This window comes from Halomonas sp. LMYGS-3 (assembly GCF_059509875.1).
Window position 1 is genome coordinate 34720 of sequence record NZ_JCAKFQ010000009.1, and the last position, 18801, is coordinate 53520.

Genomic DNA, 18801 nt, shown 5'->3' on the forward strand with positions numbered 1-18801 from the left:
CCTGAGGACAAAGGGGGCATTATGCCAAGGCTGGCGGATTGGGTCATGGTCCCCGCGAGGGTGTACCCTGAGACGGACGGGACGACACGACAGGGAGCGTCAGCATGAACGACATCGACCGGACGTTACAGCAGGTCTTCGGCTACGACGACTTCCGCCCCGGCCAGCGGCCGGTGATCGAGGCGGTGGTGACCGGCCGCTCGGCGGCGGCGATCTTCCCCACCGGTTCGGGCAAGTCGCTCTGCTACCAGTTGCCCGCCCTGCACCTGCCCCACCTGACGCTGGTGATCTCGCCGCTGCTGGCGCTGATGCAGGACCAGCTCGCCTTCCTCGAGCGCCACGGCATCCGCGCCGCCAGCATCGACTCCGGCCAGAGCCGCGAGGAGGCCGCGGCGGTGATGGAGGGCGTGACCCGCGGCGAGATCCGCATCCTGATGATCTCGGTGGAGCGGCTCAAGAACGAGCGTTTCCGCGCCTTCATCCGCCGGGTGCCGATCTCGCTGATGGTGGTCGACGAGGCCCACTGCATCTCCGAGTGGGGCCACAACTTCCGCCCCGACTACCTGAAGCTGCCCGACCACCAGCGCGAGTTCGGTATCCCCCAGGTGCTGCTGCTCACCGCCACGGCCACGCCCCGGGTGATCGACGACATGCGCCGCCGCTTCGCCATCGAGGCCTCGGATGTCACCGCTACCGGCTTCTACCGGCCCAACCTCGACCTGACGGTCGCCCCCGCGGTAGCCGGGGTGCGCCCGCGCGCCCTGATCGACTGGCTGCGACCCCGGCTGCAGGGCGGCGCTCCCGCCCCGACCATCGTCTATGTCACCCTGCAGCAGACCGCCGAGCGCCTGGCCGCCTACCTGAACAAGGCCGGCATCGCCGCCACCGCCTACCATGCCGGCCTCGACGGCGAGCGCCGCGAGGCCATCCAGCAGGCCTTCATGGCCGGCCAGGTGAACTGCATCGTTGCCACCATCGCCTTCGGCATGGGCATCGACAAGGCCGACATCCGCAACGTCGTGCACTTCGACCTGCCCAAGTCGATCGAGAACTACAGCCAGGAGATCGGCCGCGCCGGGCGCGACGGCCTGCCCTCGGAGTGCCTGATGCTGGCCGGCCGCGACACCCTGGGGGTGCTGGAGACCTTCGTCTACGGCGACACGCCCGAGCACCACGGCATCCGCCGGGTGATCGACGAGCTGCTGGCGGCTGGCCCACGTTGGGAGCTGCAGATCAACGGCCTCTCGCAGCACGCCAACATCCGGCCGTTACCGCTCAAGACATTGCTGGTACAACTCGAGCTGCGCGGCCTCATCGTCCCCCGCCACGCCTATTTCGCCGATTACCGCTTCAAGCTGCTGTGCGAGCCCGAGGCGCTGGTCGAGCGCTTCCAGGGCGAGCGGCGCGAGTTCGTCCGGGCGATCCTCGATGCCGCGAAGCGCGCCCGCACCTGGCACGAGCTCGACTTCGCCGCCCTGGAGGCGCTCGGCCGCGAGCGCGGGCTGGATACCGCGCGCGGTCGCGTACTCACCGCGCTGGACTACTTCGTCGACAAGGGTTGGCTCGAGCTCCAGAGTCGCCAGTTGACCGAGGTCTACGAGGTGCTGCGTCCCGACCTCGACCCGGCGGCGCTCAGCGACGAGCTGCACGGCTACTTCCGCGAGAAGGAGCAGGCCGAGATCGCCCGGCTGCACGCCATGCTCGCGCTGTTCGAGAGCGACGCCTGCCTGAGCCGGCGGCTCGCCGAGTGGTTCGGCGACGACCGCGCCCCCGAGCGCTGCGGCCACTGTTCGGCCTGCCGCGGGCGCCCGGCCCGGCTACCCGCCGCCGCGCCCCTGCCGCCGCTGGAAAACCAGGACACGGCAACCCTCCTGGGTGATCTGCTCGAGCGCCTCGAGACGGCCGGCGATGATCACCCCGTCACCCCCGACCTGCTGGCGCGCTTCCTGTGCAGCATCACCACGCCGCTGTTCACCCGCCTCAAGGCACGGCAGCTGCCCGGCTTCGCCGCCCTGGAGGGCTACCCCTATGCCGAGGTGCGGGGTTGGCTGGCAGGTCAGTCGTCGGTCGGCGGCGTCAGGGTCTGAAGACTCGGCGGCAGCCACGATGCCCCCCTCAGGTAGGTGTCGATATGACGTGCCGCGTCGCGCCCCTCGCCGATCGCCCATACCACCAGCGACGCCCCGCGGCGGGCATCGCCGCTGGCGAAGACCCCCTCCAGATCGGTCATCATGGTCTCGTCGGTGGCCAGCCCGCCGTTGTCGGCAAGCGTCAGCCCCTGGTCGACGAACGCCTGGGCCTGGGGCCCCCGGAAGCCGATGGCGATCAGCACCAGGTCGGCGGCGATGCGGATATTCTCCTCGAGCACCGTCTTGTCCACGCGCCGTCCCTGGCTATCGAGGGTCCACTTGACGCGTTCGGCGCTCAAGGCATCCACGGCGCCATCACCGTCGTCATCGACGAAGGCGGTGACATTGAGCGCGAACAGCGCCCGGCCGCCCTCCTCCAAGGCATAGGTCTGTTCATAGGTGCGCGGCTGCCACGGCCAGGGGTTGTCGGCCGGGCGCGTCACCGGCGGCTGCTCGCGCACGCTGATCTGCGCCACCGCTGCGGCGCCCTGGCGATGGGCGGTGGCCACGCAATCGGCGCCGGTATCGCCCCCGCCCAGCACCACCACGCGCTTGCCCCGGGCATCGATCGCCAGGCCATCGCGACCCGCCTGACGACGATTCTCGGCGGTCAGGTAGGGCATGCCGAAATGGATTCCCCCCAGCTGGCGTCCCGGTACCGTGACATCGCGGTGTTGCTGGGCCCCGAGCGCCAGACACACCGCATCGAAGCGCTCGCGCAACTGGGCCAATGACATCGCAGGGCCGATCTCGACCCCGGTGCGGAACTCGATGCCCTCCTTGCGCAGTTGGTCGAGACGCCACTCGACCCGGTGCTTGGCGAACTTGAAGTCGGGGATGCCCAGGGTCATCAGCCCACCGAGCACCTCGTCGCGTTCGAATACCGTCACCCAGTGACCGGCGCGGTTGAGCTGCTGGGCGCATGCCAGACCGGCCGGGCCGCTGCCGACCACCGCCACTCGCTTGCCGGAGCGTTGCGCCGGCGGCTCGGGACGTATCCAGCCCCTTTCCCAGCCGCGGTCGACGATCGCCCGCTCGAGGCTCTTGATGGCCACGGCATCGGCGTTATAGGCCAGCGTACAGGCCGGTTCGCAGGGCGCGGGGCAGGTATAACCGGTGAACTCGGGAAAATTGTTGGTGGCATGCAGCCGCGCCAGGGCCTCGCGCCAGCGGCCACGCACCACCAAGTCATTCCACTCCGGGATCAGGTTGCCGATCGGGCAGCCGCCCATGCAGGCCGGCACGCCGCAGTCCATGCAGCGTTCCCCCTGCTGACGCAGGTGATCTTCCCGCCAGCGAGGCGCATAGATCTCGCGGTAGTCGCCGATGCGCTGGCGCGGGTCGCGCTTGCCGATCGGCTCCCGCGGATGTCTTAGGAAACCGTCGGGATGGTTCTCGTCCATCAGGCCACCTCCCGGGCTGCGGCCGGCAGTGCGACACGGATGTCCCGCCCCTCGGCCAACTCACGGGTCACCACCTCGGCATAGGCCTCGGGCACGACCTTGACCAGCCGCGCCAGGGTGGCGGGCCAGTCATCGAGCAGTGTCCGGGCGCGATGGCTGCCGGTGCAGGCATGTTGATTTTCCAGCAGGCGCCTCACCAGAGCCTTGTCGCGCTCGTCTTCCAGGGCCTGCAACCCGACCCGCTCGGCATTGACGCGTTCGGCCAGGTCGCCCTGCTCGTCGAGCAGGTAGGCCTCGCCACCGCTCATGCCGGCAGCGAAATTCTTGCCGCATGGGCCGAGAATCAACGCCACGCCGCCGGTCATGTACTCGCAACCGTGATCGCCGACGCCCTCGACCACGGCCAGCGCCCCGGAATTGCGCACGCAGAAGCGCTCGCCGGCCAGGCCGTTGATGTAGGCCTCGCCGCCGGTGGCACCGAATAGCGCGACATTGCCGATGATGACGTTGTCGGCCGCGGTATAGCCGGCCTCCGGCGGGGTACGTACGCTGATCCGGCCGCCCGAGAGCCCCTTGCCGAGGTAGTCGTTGGCGTCGCCGGTCAGGTGCAGGCTGATGCCCCGGGCGACGAAGGCCCCGAAGCTCTGGCCGGCCGAGCCGCGCAGATCGATGCGCAGGGTATCGTCGGCCGGCATGGTCGGCGCATGGCGCTTGACCAGCGCCGACGACAGCAAGGTGCCGACGCTGCGGTCGCGATTGCACACCCGGGTGTCGATGCGCACCGGCTCACCCCGCTCGAGCGCCGGCGCGGCCTGGGCCATCAGGCGCCGGTCGAGCTTGTCGTCGAGCTGGTGGTTCTGCTCGCGTGTCTTGTAGGGGGTATCGGTCGATTCCACCCGGGCCAGCAACTCACCGGGGTCCAGCGTGATGCCCCGGGGGTGCGTCACCTGCCGCGGGCGTAGCCGGTCGACGCGTCCCACCATCTCGCGGACCGACGCGAAGCCCAGCGCGGCCATGATCTCGCGCAGCTCCTCGGCGACGAAGCGCAGATAATTGATGATGTGCTCGGCCTCGCCATCGAAGCGCTCGCGCAGCCGGGGATCCTGGGTCGCCACGCCGACCGAACAGGTATTGCAGTGGCACTTGCGCAGCAGCAGGCAACCGACGACGACCATCGGCGCGGTACCGAAGCCGAACTCCTCGGCCCCCAGCAGTGCGGCCATCGCCACGTCACGCCCGGTCTTGAGTCCACCATCGGTACGCACGGTGATGCGCGAGCGCAGGTTGTTGGCCATCAGCACCCGATGGGTCTCGGCCAGCCCCAGCTCCCATGGCGTCCCGGTATGCTTGATCGAGGTCTTCTTGGCCGCCCCGGTGCCGCCGGCGTCGCCGGAGATGAGCACCGCATCGGCGCGCGCCTTGGCGACACCGGCGGCGATGGTGCCGACATTGGCCTTGGAGACCAGCTTGACGTGGATCTCGGCCTCGGGATTGGCGCACTTGAGATCATGAATCAACTGCGCCAGGTCCTCGATCGAATAGATATCGTGGTGCGGCGGCGGCGAGATCAGGCCGACCCCGGGCACCGTGAAGCGCACCTCGGCGATCGCCGCATCGACCTTGCCGCCGGGCAACTCGCCGCCCTCGCCCGGCTTGGCGCCCTGGGCCATCTTGATCTCGATCTGGCGGGCACTCGCCAGATAGTGCGCGGTGACCCCGAAGCGCCCCGAGGCACACTGTTTCATCGAGTTCTCGGCCTCGGTACCGAAGCGCTCGACCTGTTCCCCGCCTTCGCCGCTGCCGGCCTTGCCGCCGATGCGGTTCATGGCGATCGCCATGACCTCGTGGGCCTCCCGGGACAGGGCACCGAACGACATCGAACCGGTACCGAAGCGCTTGAGAATCGCCTCGGCCGGCTCGACTCGCTCGAGCGGAATCGAACGCTGCGGCTCGCTATCGAAGTCGAGCAGGCCGCGCAGCGTCTGTAGACGCCGGCTCTGCTCATTGATGAGTTCGGCGAAACGCCGATAACTCTCGGCGTCGTTGTGCCGTGCCGCCTGTTGCAGATGGCCGATGGTCTGCGGATTCCACTGGTGCCATTCCCCGTCGCGCCGCCAATAGAAGTCACCGCCCTGCAACAGTGGCAGGTTGCCGGCGATGCGGTCGCTGTAGGCGACCGCATGGGCCTGCTCGGTCTCGTCCTCGAGGGTAGCCAGTCCGACGCCCGGGATGTGCGCCGGGGTGCCGGTAAAGCAGTCATCGACCAGCGCCTGATCCAGGCCGATACACTCGAAGGTCTGCGCGCCCTTGTAGCTCTCCAGAGTGGAGATGCCCATCTTGGCCATGACCTTGAGCAGGCCGTCCTCGATGGCGAGACGATAGGCATGGCGCGCCGCGGCGCTGCTCTCGACGTCGGTGAGCGCGCCCTCGGCGTGCAGATGCTCGAGGCTGCGATAGGCCAACCAGGGATAGATGGCGTCGGCGCCGTAACCGATCAGGGTGCAGTGATGGTGCACCGCATAGGGCTCGCCGCTGCGCACCACCAGCGACACTCGGCTGCGCTTGCCGGCCCGGATCAGGCCATGGTGGACGGCGCCGACCACCAGCAGCGCGGGCACGGCGACACGGTGTGGTCCCAGCCGATGGTCGTCGAGAACCAACAGCGTGACGCCGGCATCGACGGCGGCTTCGGCGTCGCGTCGGACCCGCTCGATGACCGTCGCCATCCCCTGGCCGGGAGCATAGGTGGTGTCGATCTCGCGCACGCGCAGCCCGTCAAGATCGAGTCCGGCCAGGGTCGCGAACTCCCGGTCATCGAGGAGGGGACTCTCGATCAGCAACTGGCGGCAGTGCTCGGGCGTCGGGTCCAGCAGATTGCGCTGATAGCCGAGGTGGGCGCGCAACGAGGTGACCAGCGCCTCGCGCAGGTAGTCCAGCGGCGGGTTGGTGACCTGCGCAAACAGTTGATGGAAATAGGCGAACAGCGGCTTGCGCTGCGCCGACAGGGCCGCCAGCGGGGTGTCGTTGCCCATCGCCCCCAGCGGGTCCTTGCCGGACTCGGCCATCGGCGCGAGCAGCACGCGCAATCCCTCGAGCGTATAGCCGAGGGCGCATTGGTGCGCGGCGAGCGTGGCCGGATCGAGTGCGTCGATGGCCGGTTCGGCAGTTTCATCGACCAGATCGGCGAGTTTCACCCGCTGCCTGGCGAGCCAGTCGGCATAGGGAGCGGCTCCCGTCAGACGACCGAAGACTTCTGTCTCGGGGACGATGCGCCCCTCGCGGGTGTCGGTGAAAAAGAGCTGGCCCGGGCGCAGTCGGCCCTGCATCACGATCTCGCCAAAGTCGGTGTCCAGGGTGCCGCTCTCGCTGGCCATGATCAGCTTGTCGTCGCGGGTCAGGCAGTACCGGCAGGGGCGCAGGCCGTTACGGTCGATGACCGCTCCCACCGCATCGCCGTCCGTGGCCACGACCAGGGCCGGCCCGTCCCACGGCTCCATGAGGGTGGCATGGTAGTCATAGAAGGCGCGGCGCTCCGGCGCCATCGTCGTGTCCTTTTCCCAGGCCTCGGGAATCAGCATGCGCAACGCATGCGGCAGCGAGCGGCCGGCGACCAGCAGCAAGTCCAGCACATGATCGAAATCGGCGGAATCGCTCTGGTCGTCTTCGGCCAGGACCGGACGAATCCGCTCGATATCGTCACCGAAACGCTCGCCTGCCAGCAGGGCCTCGCGCGCCCGCATCCAGTTGACGTTGCCACGCAGCGTATTGAACTCGCCATTGTGGACCAGGGTGCGATAGGGATGCGCCAACTCCCAGGCGCCCAGGGTGTTGGTAGAGAAACGCGAGTGCACCAGCACCAGCGCACTCTCCACCCGCGCATCGCTCAGGTCCGGGTAGTAGCTGGCCAACTGGGCACAGGTCAACAGGCCCTTGTAGACGAGTCGCCGTCGATCCAGGCTACAGATGTAGAACAGGTTGGCCCCCTCGCCGCCCAGCTTCTGCTCGCGCACGTGATTCTGGATTTCGCAGCGCAACACGTAGAGGCCGATATCGAACGCCACTGGCGACATGGCCTGCCTGGGGACCACGAAGCACTGTTCGACCACGGGTTCGGAATCCAGCGCGGTTCGCCCCAGGCCGCGGTTATCGGTGGGCACGCGACGCCAGGCGAGCAGCCGATAGCCCAGCGTCTCGATGATCGACGTCATCAGCCGCTTGATGGCGGAACGTTGCGCCTTGTCCCGGGGCAGGAAGAGCTGGCCGACGCCGTAGGCCCCGGCACCGGGTAGGCCGGGGATGGCGGCAGCGAAGAAGCGGTGCGGCACCTGCAACAGCATGCCGGCACCGTCACCGGTATTTTCCTCGGCGCCACGGGCCCCGCGGTGGTCGAGGTTGCACAGCATGCGCAGGCCATCCGCGATCAGTCCATGCGTCGCCTCGCCATGTACGTTGATCACCGCACCAACGCCGCAGTTGGCATAACCGGTGCGAGGACCAAGGCGGACCTTGCTGGGTTTGCCTGCCGGGTCTCGCATGGTGTCGTTACCCCTGCCGGGTGGCTTTGCACCTTTCACATACTAGGCACAAACTCAGACGATAGCAGACGGCCCGAGACCGACTCGCGCGTGCCGGGGCGAACGCGGCGGGCTCAATGGCGATGGTGGACGCGCCAATGCTGCAGGCCAATCATCAGCAGATGCACCGGCAGATAGACCGCCACCGGCCACAGCAGCGTCAGGCCAACCAGGTAGAGCAGCGGGTCGAGCGTCTCCTGGGGCTGGCCGAAGGGCCCATGGACCCAGTTGATGTTGCGCTCGGGCTCGGTGACGACGTAGGTCAGCGGCACCACGATCCAGGTCAGCGCGGTCTGCCACGGCAGCGCCCGGCGATCGTAACCCAGCCGGTAGACGGCCAGGCCCGCCACCACCGGCAACACCAGGTGATAGAGCGACAGCAGCCGGGTCACCAGCGGCTGGTGCACGTCGAACATGTACTCGGTACCGCCGATGGGATGCACCCCGGTGAGCCCGGCGGTGCCCACGTCCACCGCCCACAGGCTGCCCACCAGCAGCACCGACAGCAGCTGCATCGAGATCAGCCGGCGGCTCTCGGTCCACAGGCCCGCCAGGATCAGGAAGTTGGCCAGGTTGCACAGCCAGAAGTAGTTCTGCGGCCCCAGCAGCACCCAGTAGGTCGGCGCCCAGCCGAGGATCCAGGCGGTAAACGCGAGTTTCAGCCAGAGGGGCAGGCGCCCCGCCATCGGGCGAGTATGATCGTCAGCCATCACGGCGCTCCTGGCCCGGATGCCTTTACTCTAGCAGCCTGTCACTCGTGCCGATGCCATGGCGCTTGAGCTTGTTGGCGATGGTGGTGTGGGAGACCCCGAGCCGCTTGCCCAGCTGGCGACTGGAGGGGTGCTGCGGGTAGAGCGCCGCCAGCACCCGACGCTCGACCTCGCCGAGGATCTCGGACAGCGACCCCTCCAGGTCAAGGCCGGCCAGTCCCGGCACGTCGCCCACGTCGGGAAGACGCAGGTGCGAGACCTCGATGGTCTCGCCCTCGCACAGCGAGACCGCCTGGAAGAGCACGTTCTCGAGCTGGCGCACGTTGCCCGGCCAGTGGTAGGCGGTCAGCCGCGCCAGGGCCGCCGGCGAGAGGGCCGGCACCCGACAGCCGATCTGCCGTACGGCGCGGTCGATGAAGTGGCCGGCGAGCGCCTCGATGCCGTCGCGGCATTCGCGCAGTGGCGGCACGGTGAGCGAGAGGACATTGAGGCGGTGGTAGAGGTCCTGGCGGAAATGGCCCTCGGCACAGAGCCGTGGCAGATCCTGCTGGGTGGCACAGATCACCCGCACGTCGAGCCAGGTCTCCTCGTCGCTGCCCACCCGGCGGAAGCCGCCATCCTGGAGGAAGCGCAGCAGCTTGACCTGCAGCCGCGGACTCATCTCGCCCACCTCGTCGAGGAAGATGGTGCCGCCGGCGGTCAGCTCCAACAGGCCCAGCTTGCCATCGGGCCGCGCCCCCTCGAAGGCCCCGGGGGCATAGCCGAACAGTTCGGTCTCGGCCATGGACTCGGGCAGACCGGCGCAGTTGAGCGCCATGAACGGCGACTGGCCGCGGGCGCTGGCCAGGTGGCAGGCCCGCGCCAGGAGCTCCTTGCCGGTGCCGGTCTCGCCCTGGATCAGCAGCGGTGCGTCCAGCGGCGCCATGCGACGGGCCTCGCGGATCAACGCCTGGAGCCGGGGACTGGCCTGGAAGATCGCCTCGAAACCGCGCAGCTCCTGGCGCTGCACATGGTAGATGCGCTCGCCGATGCGATCGGCCCGGTGCAGGGTCACCACCGCCCCCGCCAACGAAGCCACGTCGTCCTGATGCTCGCGGTGCAACGGGGCGATATCGGCGAGGAAGGTGGTGTCGCGCAGCTTGATACGCAGGCCGTTGACCCGGGCATTGTTGCGCCGGATCAGCCCCGGCAGGTCGACCTCGGGCAGGTAGCGGTCGAGCGAGAGACCGGGCACCTCGTCGATACGCACGCCGAGCAACTGGCCGGCGGCACGGTTGGCCGCCACCACGTGCCCCTCCATGTCGATGGACATCACCGGCTCGGAGAGCGACGAGAGCAGCGCATCGAGCTCCAGGTGGCGGCGCTCGCTGGGCATCAGGCTGACCCGGCGCACGCCGAACACCCCGGGCACCGCCTCGAGCTCGGGCTTCAGGGTGGCGAGCTGGGCATTGAGCAGGTGGGGCACGTGCAGGTAGATGGCGTTGCCATGCTCGCCCCCCACCTCGCCGCGCGCCACGTTGAGCCCGTAGTCGGCGAAGGGGGCGACGATGTCGCGCAGGATGCCGATCCGGTTCTGGCAGTGAAACCTCAGGCGCATCGAGCAGTCTCTCGCGGTCGGGAAAGTCGTCACGCTGACGTGACTCCTCTGTAAAGATAACGTGACGCTCACCCCGGCTCAATCACCGTGATGACGCGATTGCCGAGCCCGCCCCCCGCATCGGCCGCTACCGTCACGATTCCCTTACGGCCATGCCCGCCCTGGCGATCGTCATGCTCCTCACCTCGCCCCCTAACCCTCCCGGCGGCTTTCTAGACTCCAGAACGATAGAACGATGCCGGGTACTCGACGACTAAAACAGTATCAACGCCGCAGACAACACGGAGCGCCCCATGACGGTAACGACCTCTCCCCGCAGTGAGTGCGTCAGCAAGACCGGCTACCGCGCCCGGCTGCCCGACGCTCGAGGGCACATCACCTACAGCGATGCCGAGAACGCCACCTGGCAAACCCTGATACGGCGCCAGCTACCGGCGATCGAGGGGCGGGTCTGTCAGGCCTACCTGGACGGCCTCGAACGCCTGGCCCTGCCCGAGGACCGCATCCCTCAACTGGCCGAGATCGATCGCGTGCTGCAGGCCACCAGCGGCTGGCGCACCGCCCAGGTGCCCGCGCTGATCCCCTTCGACACCTTCTTCGACCTGCTCGCCAGCCGCCGTTTCCCGGTGGCCACCTTCATCCGTACCCCCGAGGAGCTGGACTACCTCAAGGAGCCAGACATCTTCCACGAGCTCTTCGGCCACTGCCCGATGCTCACCGATGCCTCCTTCGCCGAGTTCACCGCCACTTACGGACGGCTGGGCCAGGCGGCCACGCACAAGGAGCGGGTCTATCTGGCACGGCTCTACTGGATGACCGTGGAGTTCGGCCTGGTCGACACGCCGCAGGGGCGGCGCATCTACGGCGGCGGCATCATCTCCTCGCACAAGGAGACCCTGTACGCCCTCTCCGAGGTGCCCGAGCACCGCCCCTTCGACCCGGTGGAGGCGATGCGTACCCCCTATCGCATCGACATCCTGCAGCCGCTCTACTACGTGCTTGACGACCTCACCACCCTGCACGACCTTTCGAGGCAGGACATCATGGGCCTGGCGCACCGGGCCATGGCACTGGGGCTCCACGAGCCCCTCTTCGAACCGGCTCCGGGCACCGGCAAGGCGAGCGCCTGACACCCGTCCGAGCCACTTCCCGACGACGACCTTTCTCGCAGACAAGGAGATACCATGAACCAGCTTTCCAAACAGCAGTGCGAGGCCTGCAGCGGGGACGCTCCCCATGTGACCGAGGCCGAGATCGAGCAGTACAAGACGCAGATTCCCGAGTGGCAGATCGTCGAGCGCGATGGCATCATGAAGCTCGAGCGGGTCTTCAAGTTCCGCAACTTCAAGCAGGCCCTCGACTTCACCAACCACGTCGGCGAGATCGCCGAGGACGCCGGGCATCACCCGGCCCTGCTGACCGAATGGGGCAAGGTCACCGTGACCTGGTGGTCGCACGAGCTGAGGGGCCTGCACAAGAACGACTTCATTCTTGCCGCCAGAACCGACGAGGTAGCGAATTAAATGTTCGAACACATTGAGCGGGTACCCGGGGACGCCATCCTCGGGCTGATCGAGGCCTTCAAGCAGGACACCAACCCTCAGAAGGTCGATCTCGGCGTCGGCGTCTACCGTGACGACCAGGGCAACACCCCGGTGATGCGCGCCGTCAAGGAAGCCGAGGCCCTGCTGCTCAAGAACGAAACCACCAAGACCTACATCGGTTCCCATGGCGACCCGGGCTACGGCGAAGTCGTCCTGCCCATGGTGCTGGGCGAGGGCTCGCCGGTGCTGGAGGCCGGCCGCGCCAGCGCCACCCAGTCGCCCGGTGGCACCGGCGCCCTGCGCCTGGCGGCGGACTTCATCGCCCACCAGTTGCCCGGCAAGGACATCTGGGTCAGCGACCCGACCTGGCCGAACCACCTGGGCATTTTCCCCGCCGCGGGCCTGAAGCTGCACAAGTACCCCTACGTGGATGCCGAGAACCGCCTGGACTTCGACGGCATGCTGGCGGCACTCGAGGCGATCCCCCACGGCGACGTGGTGCTGCTACACGCCTGCTGCCATAACCCCACCGGCTTCGACCTCTCGCGGGAGCAGTGGCAGCAGGTGCTGGAAGTCGTCCGGGAGCGCAGCCTGCTGCCGCTGGTCGACTTCGCCTACCAGGGCTTCGGTGAAGGCCTCGACGAGGACGCCTATGGCGTGCGCCTGCTGGCCGAGAACCTCGACGAGGTGATCGTCACCAGCTCCTGCTCCAAGAACTTCGGCATCTACTGCGAGCGCACCGGCTGCCTGATCATGGTGGCGAAGAACGTCGAGCAGAAGGAGAACGTGCGCTCCCAGATCGCCATCGTGGCCCGCGAGAACTACTCCAACCCGCCGGCCCACGGCGGCGCCATCGTCAGCGAGATCCTCCACTCGGCCGAACTCGCCGCCATCTGGCGCGAGGAGCTCACCGAGATGCGCGACCGCATCAACACCCTGCGTCGCGACTTCGTCGAGTCCCTCAAGCCCTACGGCCTCGACCAGAAGTATCACTGCGTGGCCGAGCAGCGCGGCATGTTCTCCTACACCGGGCTCCAGCCCGCGCAGGTCGACCGCCTGCGCGACGAGTTCGGCATCTACATGGTGCGCTCCGGCCGCGCCAACGTGGCCGGCTTCTCCCACGACAACCTGCCCTACCTGGCCAAGGCGATCGCTGCGGTCAACTGATCGCCACGTCCCGACCTGCTGAAGCGCCCGGGCCTCCGCCCGGGCGTTTTCGTATATGCCAACTTCACGATTTTTCAGCCCTTTCCGAGTAGAATGCCGCCCTCGCCGCCGCACGGCCCGGGGTGCCGTGCGGCGCTCCCGGCAACGCCAGACTTGACCGATCAGTCAGAATGCGGCCAGACTGTCGACTGCCTTTGTATACAACCCCTATAACGAAGAGGCTTATCATGGCGACTACCCCTGTGCACTCTCCTGTACATTATCCCTGGTACAAGAAGGAGGACACCGATGCCTTCTTCGCCCTGTTCCAGAACAACATCGCCAATTTCGTCATCATCGCCATCACCATGCTCGGCATGGGCTTCCCCTCGTCGATCGTCTTCGGCCAGGTGCTCCCCGGCGCCGCCGTGGCGGTGATGGCGGGCAACTTCTACTACGCCTGGAGCGCGGCGCGCCTGGCGCGCAAGGAGAACCGCGCCGACGTCACCGCGCTCTCCTACGGCATCTCGACCCCGGTGATGTTCGTCTTCCTGTTCGGCGTGCTGCTGCCAGCCAAGCAACTCACCGGTGACGCCGAGCTCGCCTGGAAGGTGGCGGTGGCCGCCTGCTTCATCAGCGGCGCCATCGAGGCCACGATCAGCCTGATCGGCCGCTGGGTGCAGTACCACCTGCCACGAGCCGCCATGCTGGGTGCCGTGGCGGGTGTGGCCCTGACCTTCATCGCCGGCGAGATGCTGTTCAAGACCCTCGAGATGCCGGTGATCGGCCTGCTGGTACTGGCGATCATCATCGTCGGCCTGGTCGCCCGGGTGACCATGCCCTTCCGTCTGCCCACCTCACTGTTCGCCATCGTCGTCGGCACGGCCCTGGCCTACCTGATCGGCGACGCCGGTGGCGAGCGCTTCAGCGACGCCTTCACCCATCTCGGCTTCTACCCCTTGCTGCCCAATCTGGCCTGGTTCGAGGGCCTGGGCCTGCTGTTCACCAGCATGCTCGCGGTGCTCACCGTGGTGCTGCCGATCACGCTGTACAACGCCATCGAGACCATGAACAACGTCGAGGCCATGGAGGCCGCCGGCGACAGGTACGACGTGCGCGAGTGCCAGGCGGTGGACGGTGCCGGCACCATGATCGGTGCGCTGTTCGGCGGAGTCTTCCCGACTACCGTCTATATCGCCACCGTGGGCGCCAAGTGGATGGGCGCGGGCCGCGGCTACAGCCTCCTCAACGGCGCCGTCTACGGCCTGGCCACCATGTTCGGCCTGATCGCGGCGCTGGCGGCGATCATTCCCGTCTCGGTGGTGGCCCCGATCCTGGTGTTCGTCGGCATGTCGATGATCGCCACCGCCTTCCAGAGCAACGACACCCGTTACTACCCGGCGGTGGCCCTGGCGATGCTGCCCTACTTCGCCAACTATGTGATGACGCGCTTCAATCGCGGCGCCGGAGAAGTGGTCGCCGACATCTCCGGCGGCATCGTCGCCATGGGCCAGGGCGCCATGTTCATGGCCATCTTCATCGGCGCCATGACCGTCTCGGTGATCGACCACCAGTTCCGCCGCGCCGCGGTCTTCGCCGCCGTGGCGGCAGGCTTCTCCTTCGTGGGGCTGATGCACGCCCCGGAACTGGCCTTCAATGCCGCCCAGGACTTCTCCCTCGGCTACCTGGTGATGGGGGCGCTGTTCCTCTACTTCGCCTGGCAGCAGGAGCGCCTGGCCGCCCCGCGGCCGCTGCCCACCACGCCGCCGCCGGCCGACTGATCGCTTGACGCAACGAGGCCCTGCCGGTCACCCGGCAGGGCCTCGTTCCCATTGGTGCACCGAGACCGGCGATCGCGGCTTCGGGGCGGGTCTGGCCTATTGGACCTCGGCGTCGGCCTCGGCGTCAGCGTCGGCCTCGGCGTCAGCGTCGGCCTCGGCGTCAGCGTCGGCCTCGGCGTCAGCGTCGGCGTCGACCTCTGCCTCTGCCTCGGCACCACCTTCAAGGTCCTCATCGGTTTGCCCCTCGGTCTCGCCTCTTATGCGATCGCGGTTCGATTCGAGGCGATCCTGGGCGGGCTCGGCGGCACGATCGATGGCGCGATCCAACCCGGGGGCGCGGGTCTTCTCATCCTCCTCGGCCTGCGCATCCGTCTCGGCCTCGGCATCCATCCCTGACTCCATGTCGGTGTCGGCCTCGACATCCGACTCGGCGTCGGCATCGACACCCGCCTCCGCATCAGCGCTGGTTTCGGCATCGGCATCGGTATCAGTACCGTCGGCATCCCCGTCGGTGCCGCCATCGGCCGCCCCGTCGGTACCACCATCGGCGCCACCATCGGCACCCGCATCACCGCCGGCACTGTCCTGAGCCAGCAGCAGCGAATCGCTGGCCGATCCCGTCATGGGCATGGCGGAATAACTGCCGCCTTGAACGTCGTCTTCAAGGCTGGCCGCCTGGACCTGGGCAGTCGCGCCGGCCAGGCCTGAGAAAACCAGTGCCATGCTGGCAGCAAGTGTCTTGAGTTTCATAGCACCTCCTCATGCCCCGTTTTCCCTGGGGCCGGTATCCATCATCCGGGATGGCTCCTCCTTGAGCCGCTCGTCGTGACGAGTCTTGCTCCTGCTCTTACCAAGCGATCACCGTGCCAGAAGATAAGTTAGTAGAGTAGTATCAACAGGATATTAAATAGCAACGTTTTCTTATACAGCCACCACGGATGACAAGCCATCAATATATGTCGCAAAACAGAGACATAAAATAGGGAGGCGAGCCGGACGTGCCCGCCACAGGGAAAGGTATTGGTGTCTGCATAACGCGACATTATCGCGCTCACCTCATTAACAGACACCGCCATCGAGGGAGGGCCGCTACCGAATGCAACGAGGCCCTGCCGGTCACCCGGCAGGGCCTCGCCATGGGGAGGCGGCGTCTCAGGCCGCGTAGCGGGAAACGTCCAGGCCGCTCGGGTCGATGGCCGGTGCCTTGCCGCTCATCAGGTCGGCCAACAACTGGCCGCTGCCGCAGCTCATGGTCCAGCCCAGGGTGCCGTGGCCGGTATTGAGCCACAGGTTGTCGACCCGGGTGGCGCCGATGATCGGCGTGGAGTCCGGGGTCATGGGGCGCAGGCCGGTCCAGAACTCGGCCCTGGCGACGTCGCCGCCCTCGGGGAAGACGTCGCGCACCACCATGGCGATGGTCGCCCGGCGCTTCTCCAGCAGGCGCAGGTCGTAGGAGGCCAGCTCGGCGGTGCCGCCTACCCGAATGCGGTCGTCGAAGCGCGAGATCGCCACCTTGAAGGTCTCGTCCATCACCGTGGACTGGGGGGCCCCCCCGTCGTCCGTCACCGGCACCGTCAGGCTGTAGCCCTTGACCGGATAGATCGGCAACCGGATGCCCAGGTCCTTGACCAGGAAGGGAGAGAAGCTGCCGAGGCAGACCACGTAGGCATCGGCGGTGAGCTCGCCCTCGCTGGTCACCACGCTCTCGATATGCCCGGCCGAGCGCTTGAGGCGCTGGATCTCGACGTTGAAGCGGAACTCGACGCCGAGTCGCTCGCGACAAAGGTCGGCCAGGCGATTGGTGAAGAGGTAGCAGTCGCCGGTCTGGTCGTCGGGCAGATGCAGGCCACCGACGAACTTGCCGGGCACCCGGGCGAGTGCCGGTTCCACCGCGGCGAGCTCGTCGGCCCCCAGCAGCCGGTGCCGTACGCCGCACTGCTCGAGTACCTTCATGTCCTTGCCCACGGCCTCCACCTGCGCCTCGCTCCTGAACAGCTGCAGCAGGCCGCACTGGCGATCCTCGTAGCGGATACCGGTCTCCTCGCGCAGGGCATTGATGCAGGCGCGACTGTGCTCGGCCACCCGCACCATGCGCTCCTTGTTCAGCGCATAGCGCTCGGGGTTGCAGTTGCCCAGCATCTGCACCATGAAGCGCGCCATGGTCGGGTCCATCCTGGGCTGGATCTTCAGCGGAGCGTGCTCTTGGAACATCCACTTGACCGCCTTCTGAGGAATGCCGGGTGCCGCCCAGGGGGAGGAGAAACCGAAGGAGACCTGGCCGGCGTTGCCGTAGCTGGTCTCCAGTGCCGGCGACGGCTGGCGGTCCACCACCGTAACCTCATGGCCCTGGCGGGCCAGGTAATAGGCGCTGGTGACGCCGACGACGCCGCTGCCGAGAATCAGTACCTTCATGGGTCTCCTCCCTTGGCTTCCGTTGTTGGATGGCCTTGTGCTTGTGATCGATGCCGCAACGCAGGTCGCCCGGCCGGAAGCCGGGCGACGAGGAGAGTATAGGGAGCCCTTGATAGTGAATGATGCTATTTTTTTATATAAAAATAGATTTTAGTGATGTTTTTATGCATAAAGTCAGGATAATTATAAATATAATCGAACATAAAAAGATGTTATCACTCCGCCAAGCGAGTCTGGCGACGCCGCGGGGTGGTGAGGATCCGCCTGAGCACCATCCAGGCCGCCAGGCCAGCCAGCAGATTGCCCAGCGCCGCGCCCATGGCGAGCCCCGCGAGGCCTCCCAGCCGGGCGCCGACCCAGAGGCAGGGAAGATAGAAGAGAAACAGCCGCGCAGAGGACATCAGCATGGACCGAAGCGGCCAGCCCAGGGCATTGCCCGCCGACACTACCAGCATGCAGACGCCGAGGGCGGCATAACTCGGCAGCAGGAAGCGAATCAGCAGCGCCAGGCCATCGCGCACCTCGGGGTTGCCCGAAAGTGCCAGCGCCACCCAGGGGGACATCACCGCCATCACCAGGCCCAGCCCCAGCTGCCAGAGCACCACGACCCGCAGCGCCAGGCGCATCAGTCGGTGTATCTGCGCCCAGTCCCCCGCGCCGTAACAGCGCCCCAGCCAAGGGGGCAGCGACATGGTCATGGCCAGCACCACCATCAGCGACACGGTCTCCAGGCGACTGGCCAGCCCCCAGGCCGCCACTGCGGCCTCGCCCAGGCTCGCCACCACCGAGATCGCCAGCATGGCGGCCAGCGGTGGCATCAGCTGGCCGACCATGGCCGGGGCGGCGATACCGGCGAAGGGCCGCGCCGAACGTCGCAGCTCGGCGGCGAGGCCGGTCCGCCCCAGCCAGTCGGTCCGGCGCAGGCGCCACCCCAGGACCAGCAGGCCGCAGGCGAAGGCGATGGCCGTGGCCCAGGCCGCCCCAGGGAGCCCCAGCCCGGCCCAGGGGCCGAGACCGAAGATCAGCAGCGGATCGAACACCAGGTTGACCAGGCTGGTGACCACCATCATCTGGCCCGGCAGCCGGGTGTCGCCATGGGCCCGGAACAGGCTGTAGCCGAAGTAGAGCGCGGCCCCCAGCCACGCGGCCAGCAGTTGCGGCGCCCAATAGGCCCGGATCAGGGCGAGTGTCGCCGCATCGGCTCCCAGCCGGGTGAACACCAGCACCTGGTACCGCCACAGGAGCAGCGCCAGCAGGGCGATGGTAACCGTGCCGGCCAGCAGCACCAGACTGGCCAACCGTCGGGCGCGGGCCTGCTCCCCGGCTCCCAGGGCGCGGGAGATCAGCGCCGCGATGGCGATACCCAGCCCCACCTGGACACCGATGATCAGGAACGACAGCGGAAAAGTGAACGACTGGGCGGCCAGCGGTGCCGTGCCCAGGCGGGCGATGAAGGCGCTGTCCACCAGCTGGAAGCCGAGCAGCGCCAGCACGCCGATGGCCAT

12 protein-coding genes are annotated in these 18801 nt (G+C 67.5%); 5 read left to right on the forward strand and 7 right to left on the reverse strand.

Annotated features, from left to right (window positions below):
• The first annotated feature begins 104 nt into the window (after positions 1 to 104).
• Positions 105 to 2087 (forward strand): RecQ family ATP-dependent DNA helicase, encoded by a 1983-nt coding sequence (locus AC5W54_RS10470; RefSeq protein ID WP_495962025.1) that lies wholly within the window; start codon positions 105 to 107, stop codon positions 2085 to 2087.
• Here AC5W54_RS10470 and AC5W54_RS10475 read toward each other — a convergent pair.
• The 4 genes from AC5W54_RS10475 to AC5W54_RS10490 all read right to left on the reverse strand — a co-directional run bounded on the left by AC5W54_RS10475 (position 2057) and on the right by AC5W54_RS10490 (position 10413).
• On the reverse strand, positions 2057 to 3532 hold the full coding sequence (locus AC5W54_RS10475; RefSeq protein ID WP_495962026.1) for a glutamate synthase subunit beta: 1476 nt from the start codon (positions 3530 to 3532) through the stop codon (positions 2057 to 2059). The two genes, AC5W54_RS10470 and AC5W54_RS10475, sit on opposite strands and share 31 nt — an antisense overlap.
• Entirely contained in the window at positions 3532 to 8067 is a 4536-nt protein-coding gene (gltB, locus tag AC5W54_RS10480; RefSeq protein WP_495962027.1) for a glutamate synthase large subunit, read from the reverse strand. Before gltB ends, AC5W54_RS10475 begins: the two co-directional genes overlap by 1 nt.
• 113 nt (positions 8068 to 8180) lie before the next feature.
• Positions 8181 to 8816, reverse strand: a complete 636-nt coding sequence (locus AC5W54_RS10485) for a hypothetical protein (RefSeq protein ID WP_495962028.1) — start codon at positions 8814 to 8816, stop codon at positions 8181 to 8183.
• A gap of 25 nt (positions 8817 to 8841) precedes the next feature.
• A complete protein-coding gene (locus AC5W54_RS10490; protein ID WP_495962029.1) occupies positions 8842 to 10413 on the reverse strand; it encodes a sigma-54-dependent transcriptional regulator in 1572 nt (523 codons plus the stop codon).
• Positions 10414 to 10706: 293 nt separating this feature from the next.
• On the opposite strand from AC5W54_RS10490, the gene phhA reads away from it, so the two are divergent.
• The 4 genes from phhA to AC5W54_RS10510 all read left to right on the forward strand — a co-directional run bounded on the left by phhA (position 10707) and on the right by AC5W54_RS10510 (position 14884).
• Positions 10707 to 11543 (forward strand): phenylalanine 4-monooxygenase, encoded by an 837-nt coding sequence (gene phhA / locus AC5W54_RS10495; protein ID WP_495962030.1) that lies wholly within the window; start codon positions 10707 to 10709, stop codon positions 11541 to 11543.
• A gap of 54 nt (positions 11544 to 11597) precedes the next feature.
• Positions 11598 to 11936, forward strand: a complete 339-nt coding sequence (locus tag AC5W54_RS10500; protein WP_495962031.1) for a 4a-hydroxytetrahydrobiopterin dehydratase — start codon at positions 11598 to 11600, stop codon at positions 11934 to 11936.
• The gene (locus AC5W54_RS10505) at positions 11937 to 13124 is read left to right on the forward strand and encodes an amino acid aminotransferase (RefSeq protein ID WP_495962032.1); all 1188 of its coding nucleotides are present in this window, start codon (positions 11937 to 11939) and stop codon (positions 13122 to 13124) included.
• A gap of 227 nt (positions 13125 to 13351) precedes the next feature.
• Positions 13352 to 14884 (forward strand): NCS2 family permease, encoded by a 1533-nt coding sequence (locus AC5W54_RS10510; protein ID WP_495962033.1) that lies wholly within the window; start codon positions 13352 to 13354, stop codon positions 14882 to 14884.
• A 96-nt stretch (positions 14885 to 14980) separates the two neighbouring features.
• On the opposite strand, the gene AC5W54_RS10515 is transcribed toward AC5W54_RS10510, so the two are convergent.
• The 3 genes from AC5W54_RS10515 to AC5W54_RS10525 all read right to left on the reverse strand — a co-directional run bounded on the left by AC5W54_RS10515 (position 14981) and on the right by AC5W54_RS10525 (position 18801).
• Entirely contained in the window at positions 14981 to 15634 is a 654-nt protein-coding gene (locus AC5W54_RS10515; RefSeq protein ID WP_495962034.1) for a hypothetical protein, read from the reverse strand.
• Between the two features lie 402 nt (positions 15635 to 16036).
• Entirely contained in the window at positions 16037 to 17296 is a 1260-nt protein-coding gene (locus AC5W54_RS10520) for a D-amino acid dehydrogenase (RefSeq protein ID WP_495962035.1), read from the reverse strand.
• A 215-nt stretch (positions 17297 to 17511) separates the two neighbouring features.
• Entirely contained in the window at positions 17512 to 18801 is a 1290-nt protein-coding gene (locus tag AC5W54_RS10525) for an MATE family efflux transporter (RefSeq protein WP_495962153.1), read from the reverse strand.

Coding starts and splice junctions, on each gene's coding strand:
- AC5W54_RS10470 (WP_495962025.1), top strand. CDS start 105: ATGAACGACATCGACCGGACGTTACAGCAGGTCTTCGGCTACGACGAC.
- AC5W54_RS10475 (WP_495962026.1), bottom strand. CDS start 3,532: ATGGACGAGAACCATCCCGACGGTTTCCTAAGACATCCGCGGGAGCCG.
- gltB (WP_495962027.1), bottom strand. CDS start 8,067: ATGCGAGACCCGGCAGGCAAACCCAGCAAGGTCCGCCTTGGTCCTCGC.
- AC5W54_RS10485 (WP_495962028.1), bottom strand. CDS start 8,816: ATGGCTGACGATCATACTCGCCCGATGGCGGGGCGCCTGCCCCTCTGG.
- AC5W54_RS10490 (WP_495962029.1), bottom strand. CDS start 10,413: ATGCGCCTGAGGTTTCACTGCCAGAACCGGATCGGCATCCTGCGCGAC.
- phhA (WP_495962030.1), top strand. CDS start 10,707: ATGACGGTAACGACCTCTCCCCGCAGTGAGTGCGTCAGCAAGACCGGC.
- AC5W54_RS10500 (WP_495962031.1), top strand. CDS start 11,598: ATGAACCAGCTTTCCAAACAGCAGTGCGAGGCCTGCAGCGGGGACGCT.
- AC5W54_RS10505 (WP_495962032.1), top strand. CDS start 11,937: ATGTTCGAACACATTGAGCGGGTACCCGGGGACGCCATCCTCGGGCTG.
- AC5W54_RS10510 (WP_495962033.1), top strand. CDS start 13,352: ATGGCGACTACCCCTGTGCACTCTCCTGTACATTATCCCTGGTACAAG.
- AC5W54_RS10515 (WP_495962034.1), bottom strand. CDS start 15,634: ATGAAACTCAAGACACTTGCTGCCAGCATGGCACTGGTTTTCTCAGGC.
- AC5W54_RS10520 (WP_495962035.1), bottom strand. CDS start 17,296: ATGAAGGTACTGATTCTCGGCAGCGGCGTCGTCGGCGTCACCAGCGCC.
- AC5W54_RS10525 (WP_495962153.1), bottom strand. CDS start 18,801: ATGGCCATCGGCGTGCTGGCGCTGCTCGGCTTCCAGCTGGTGGACAGC.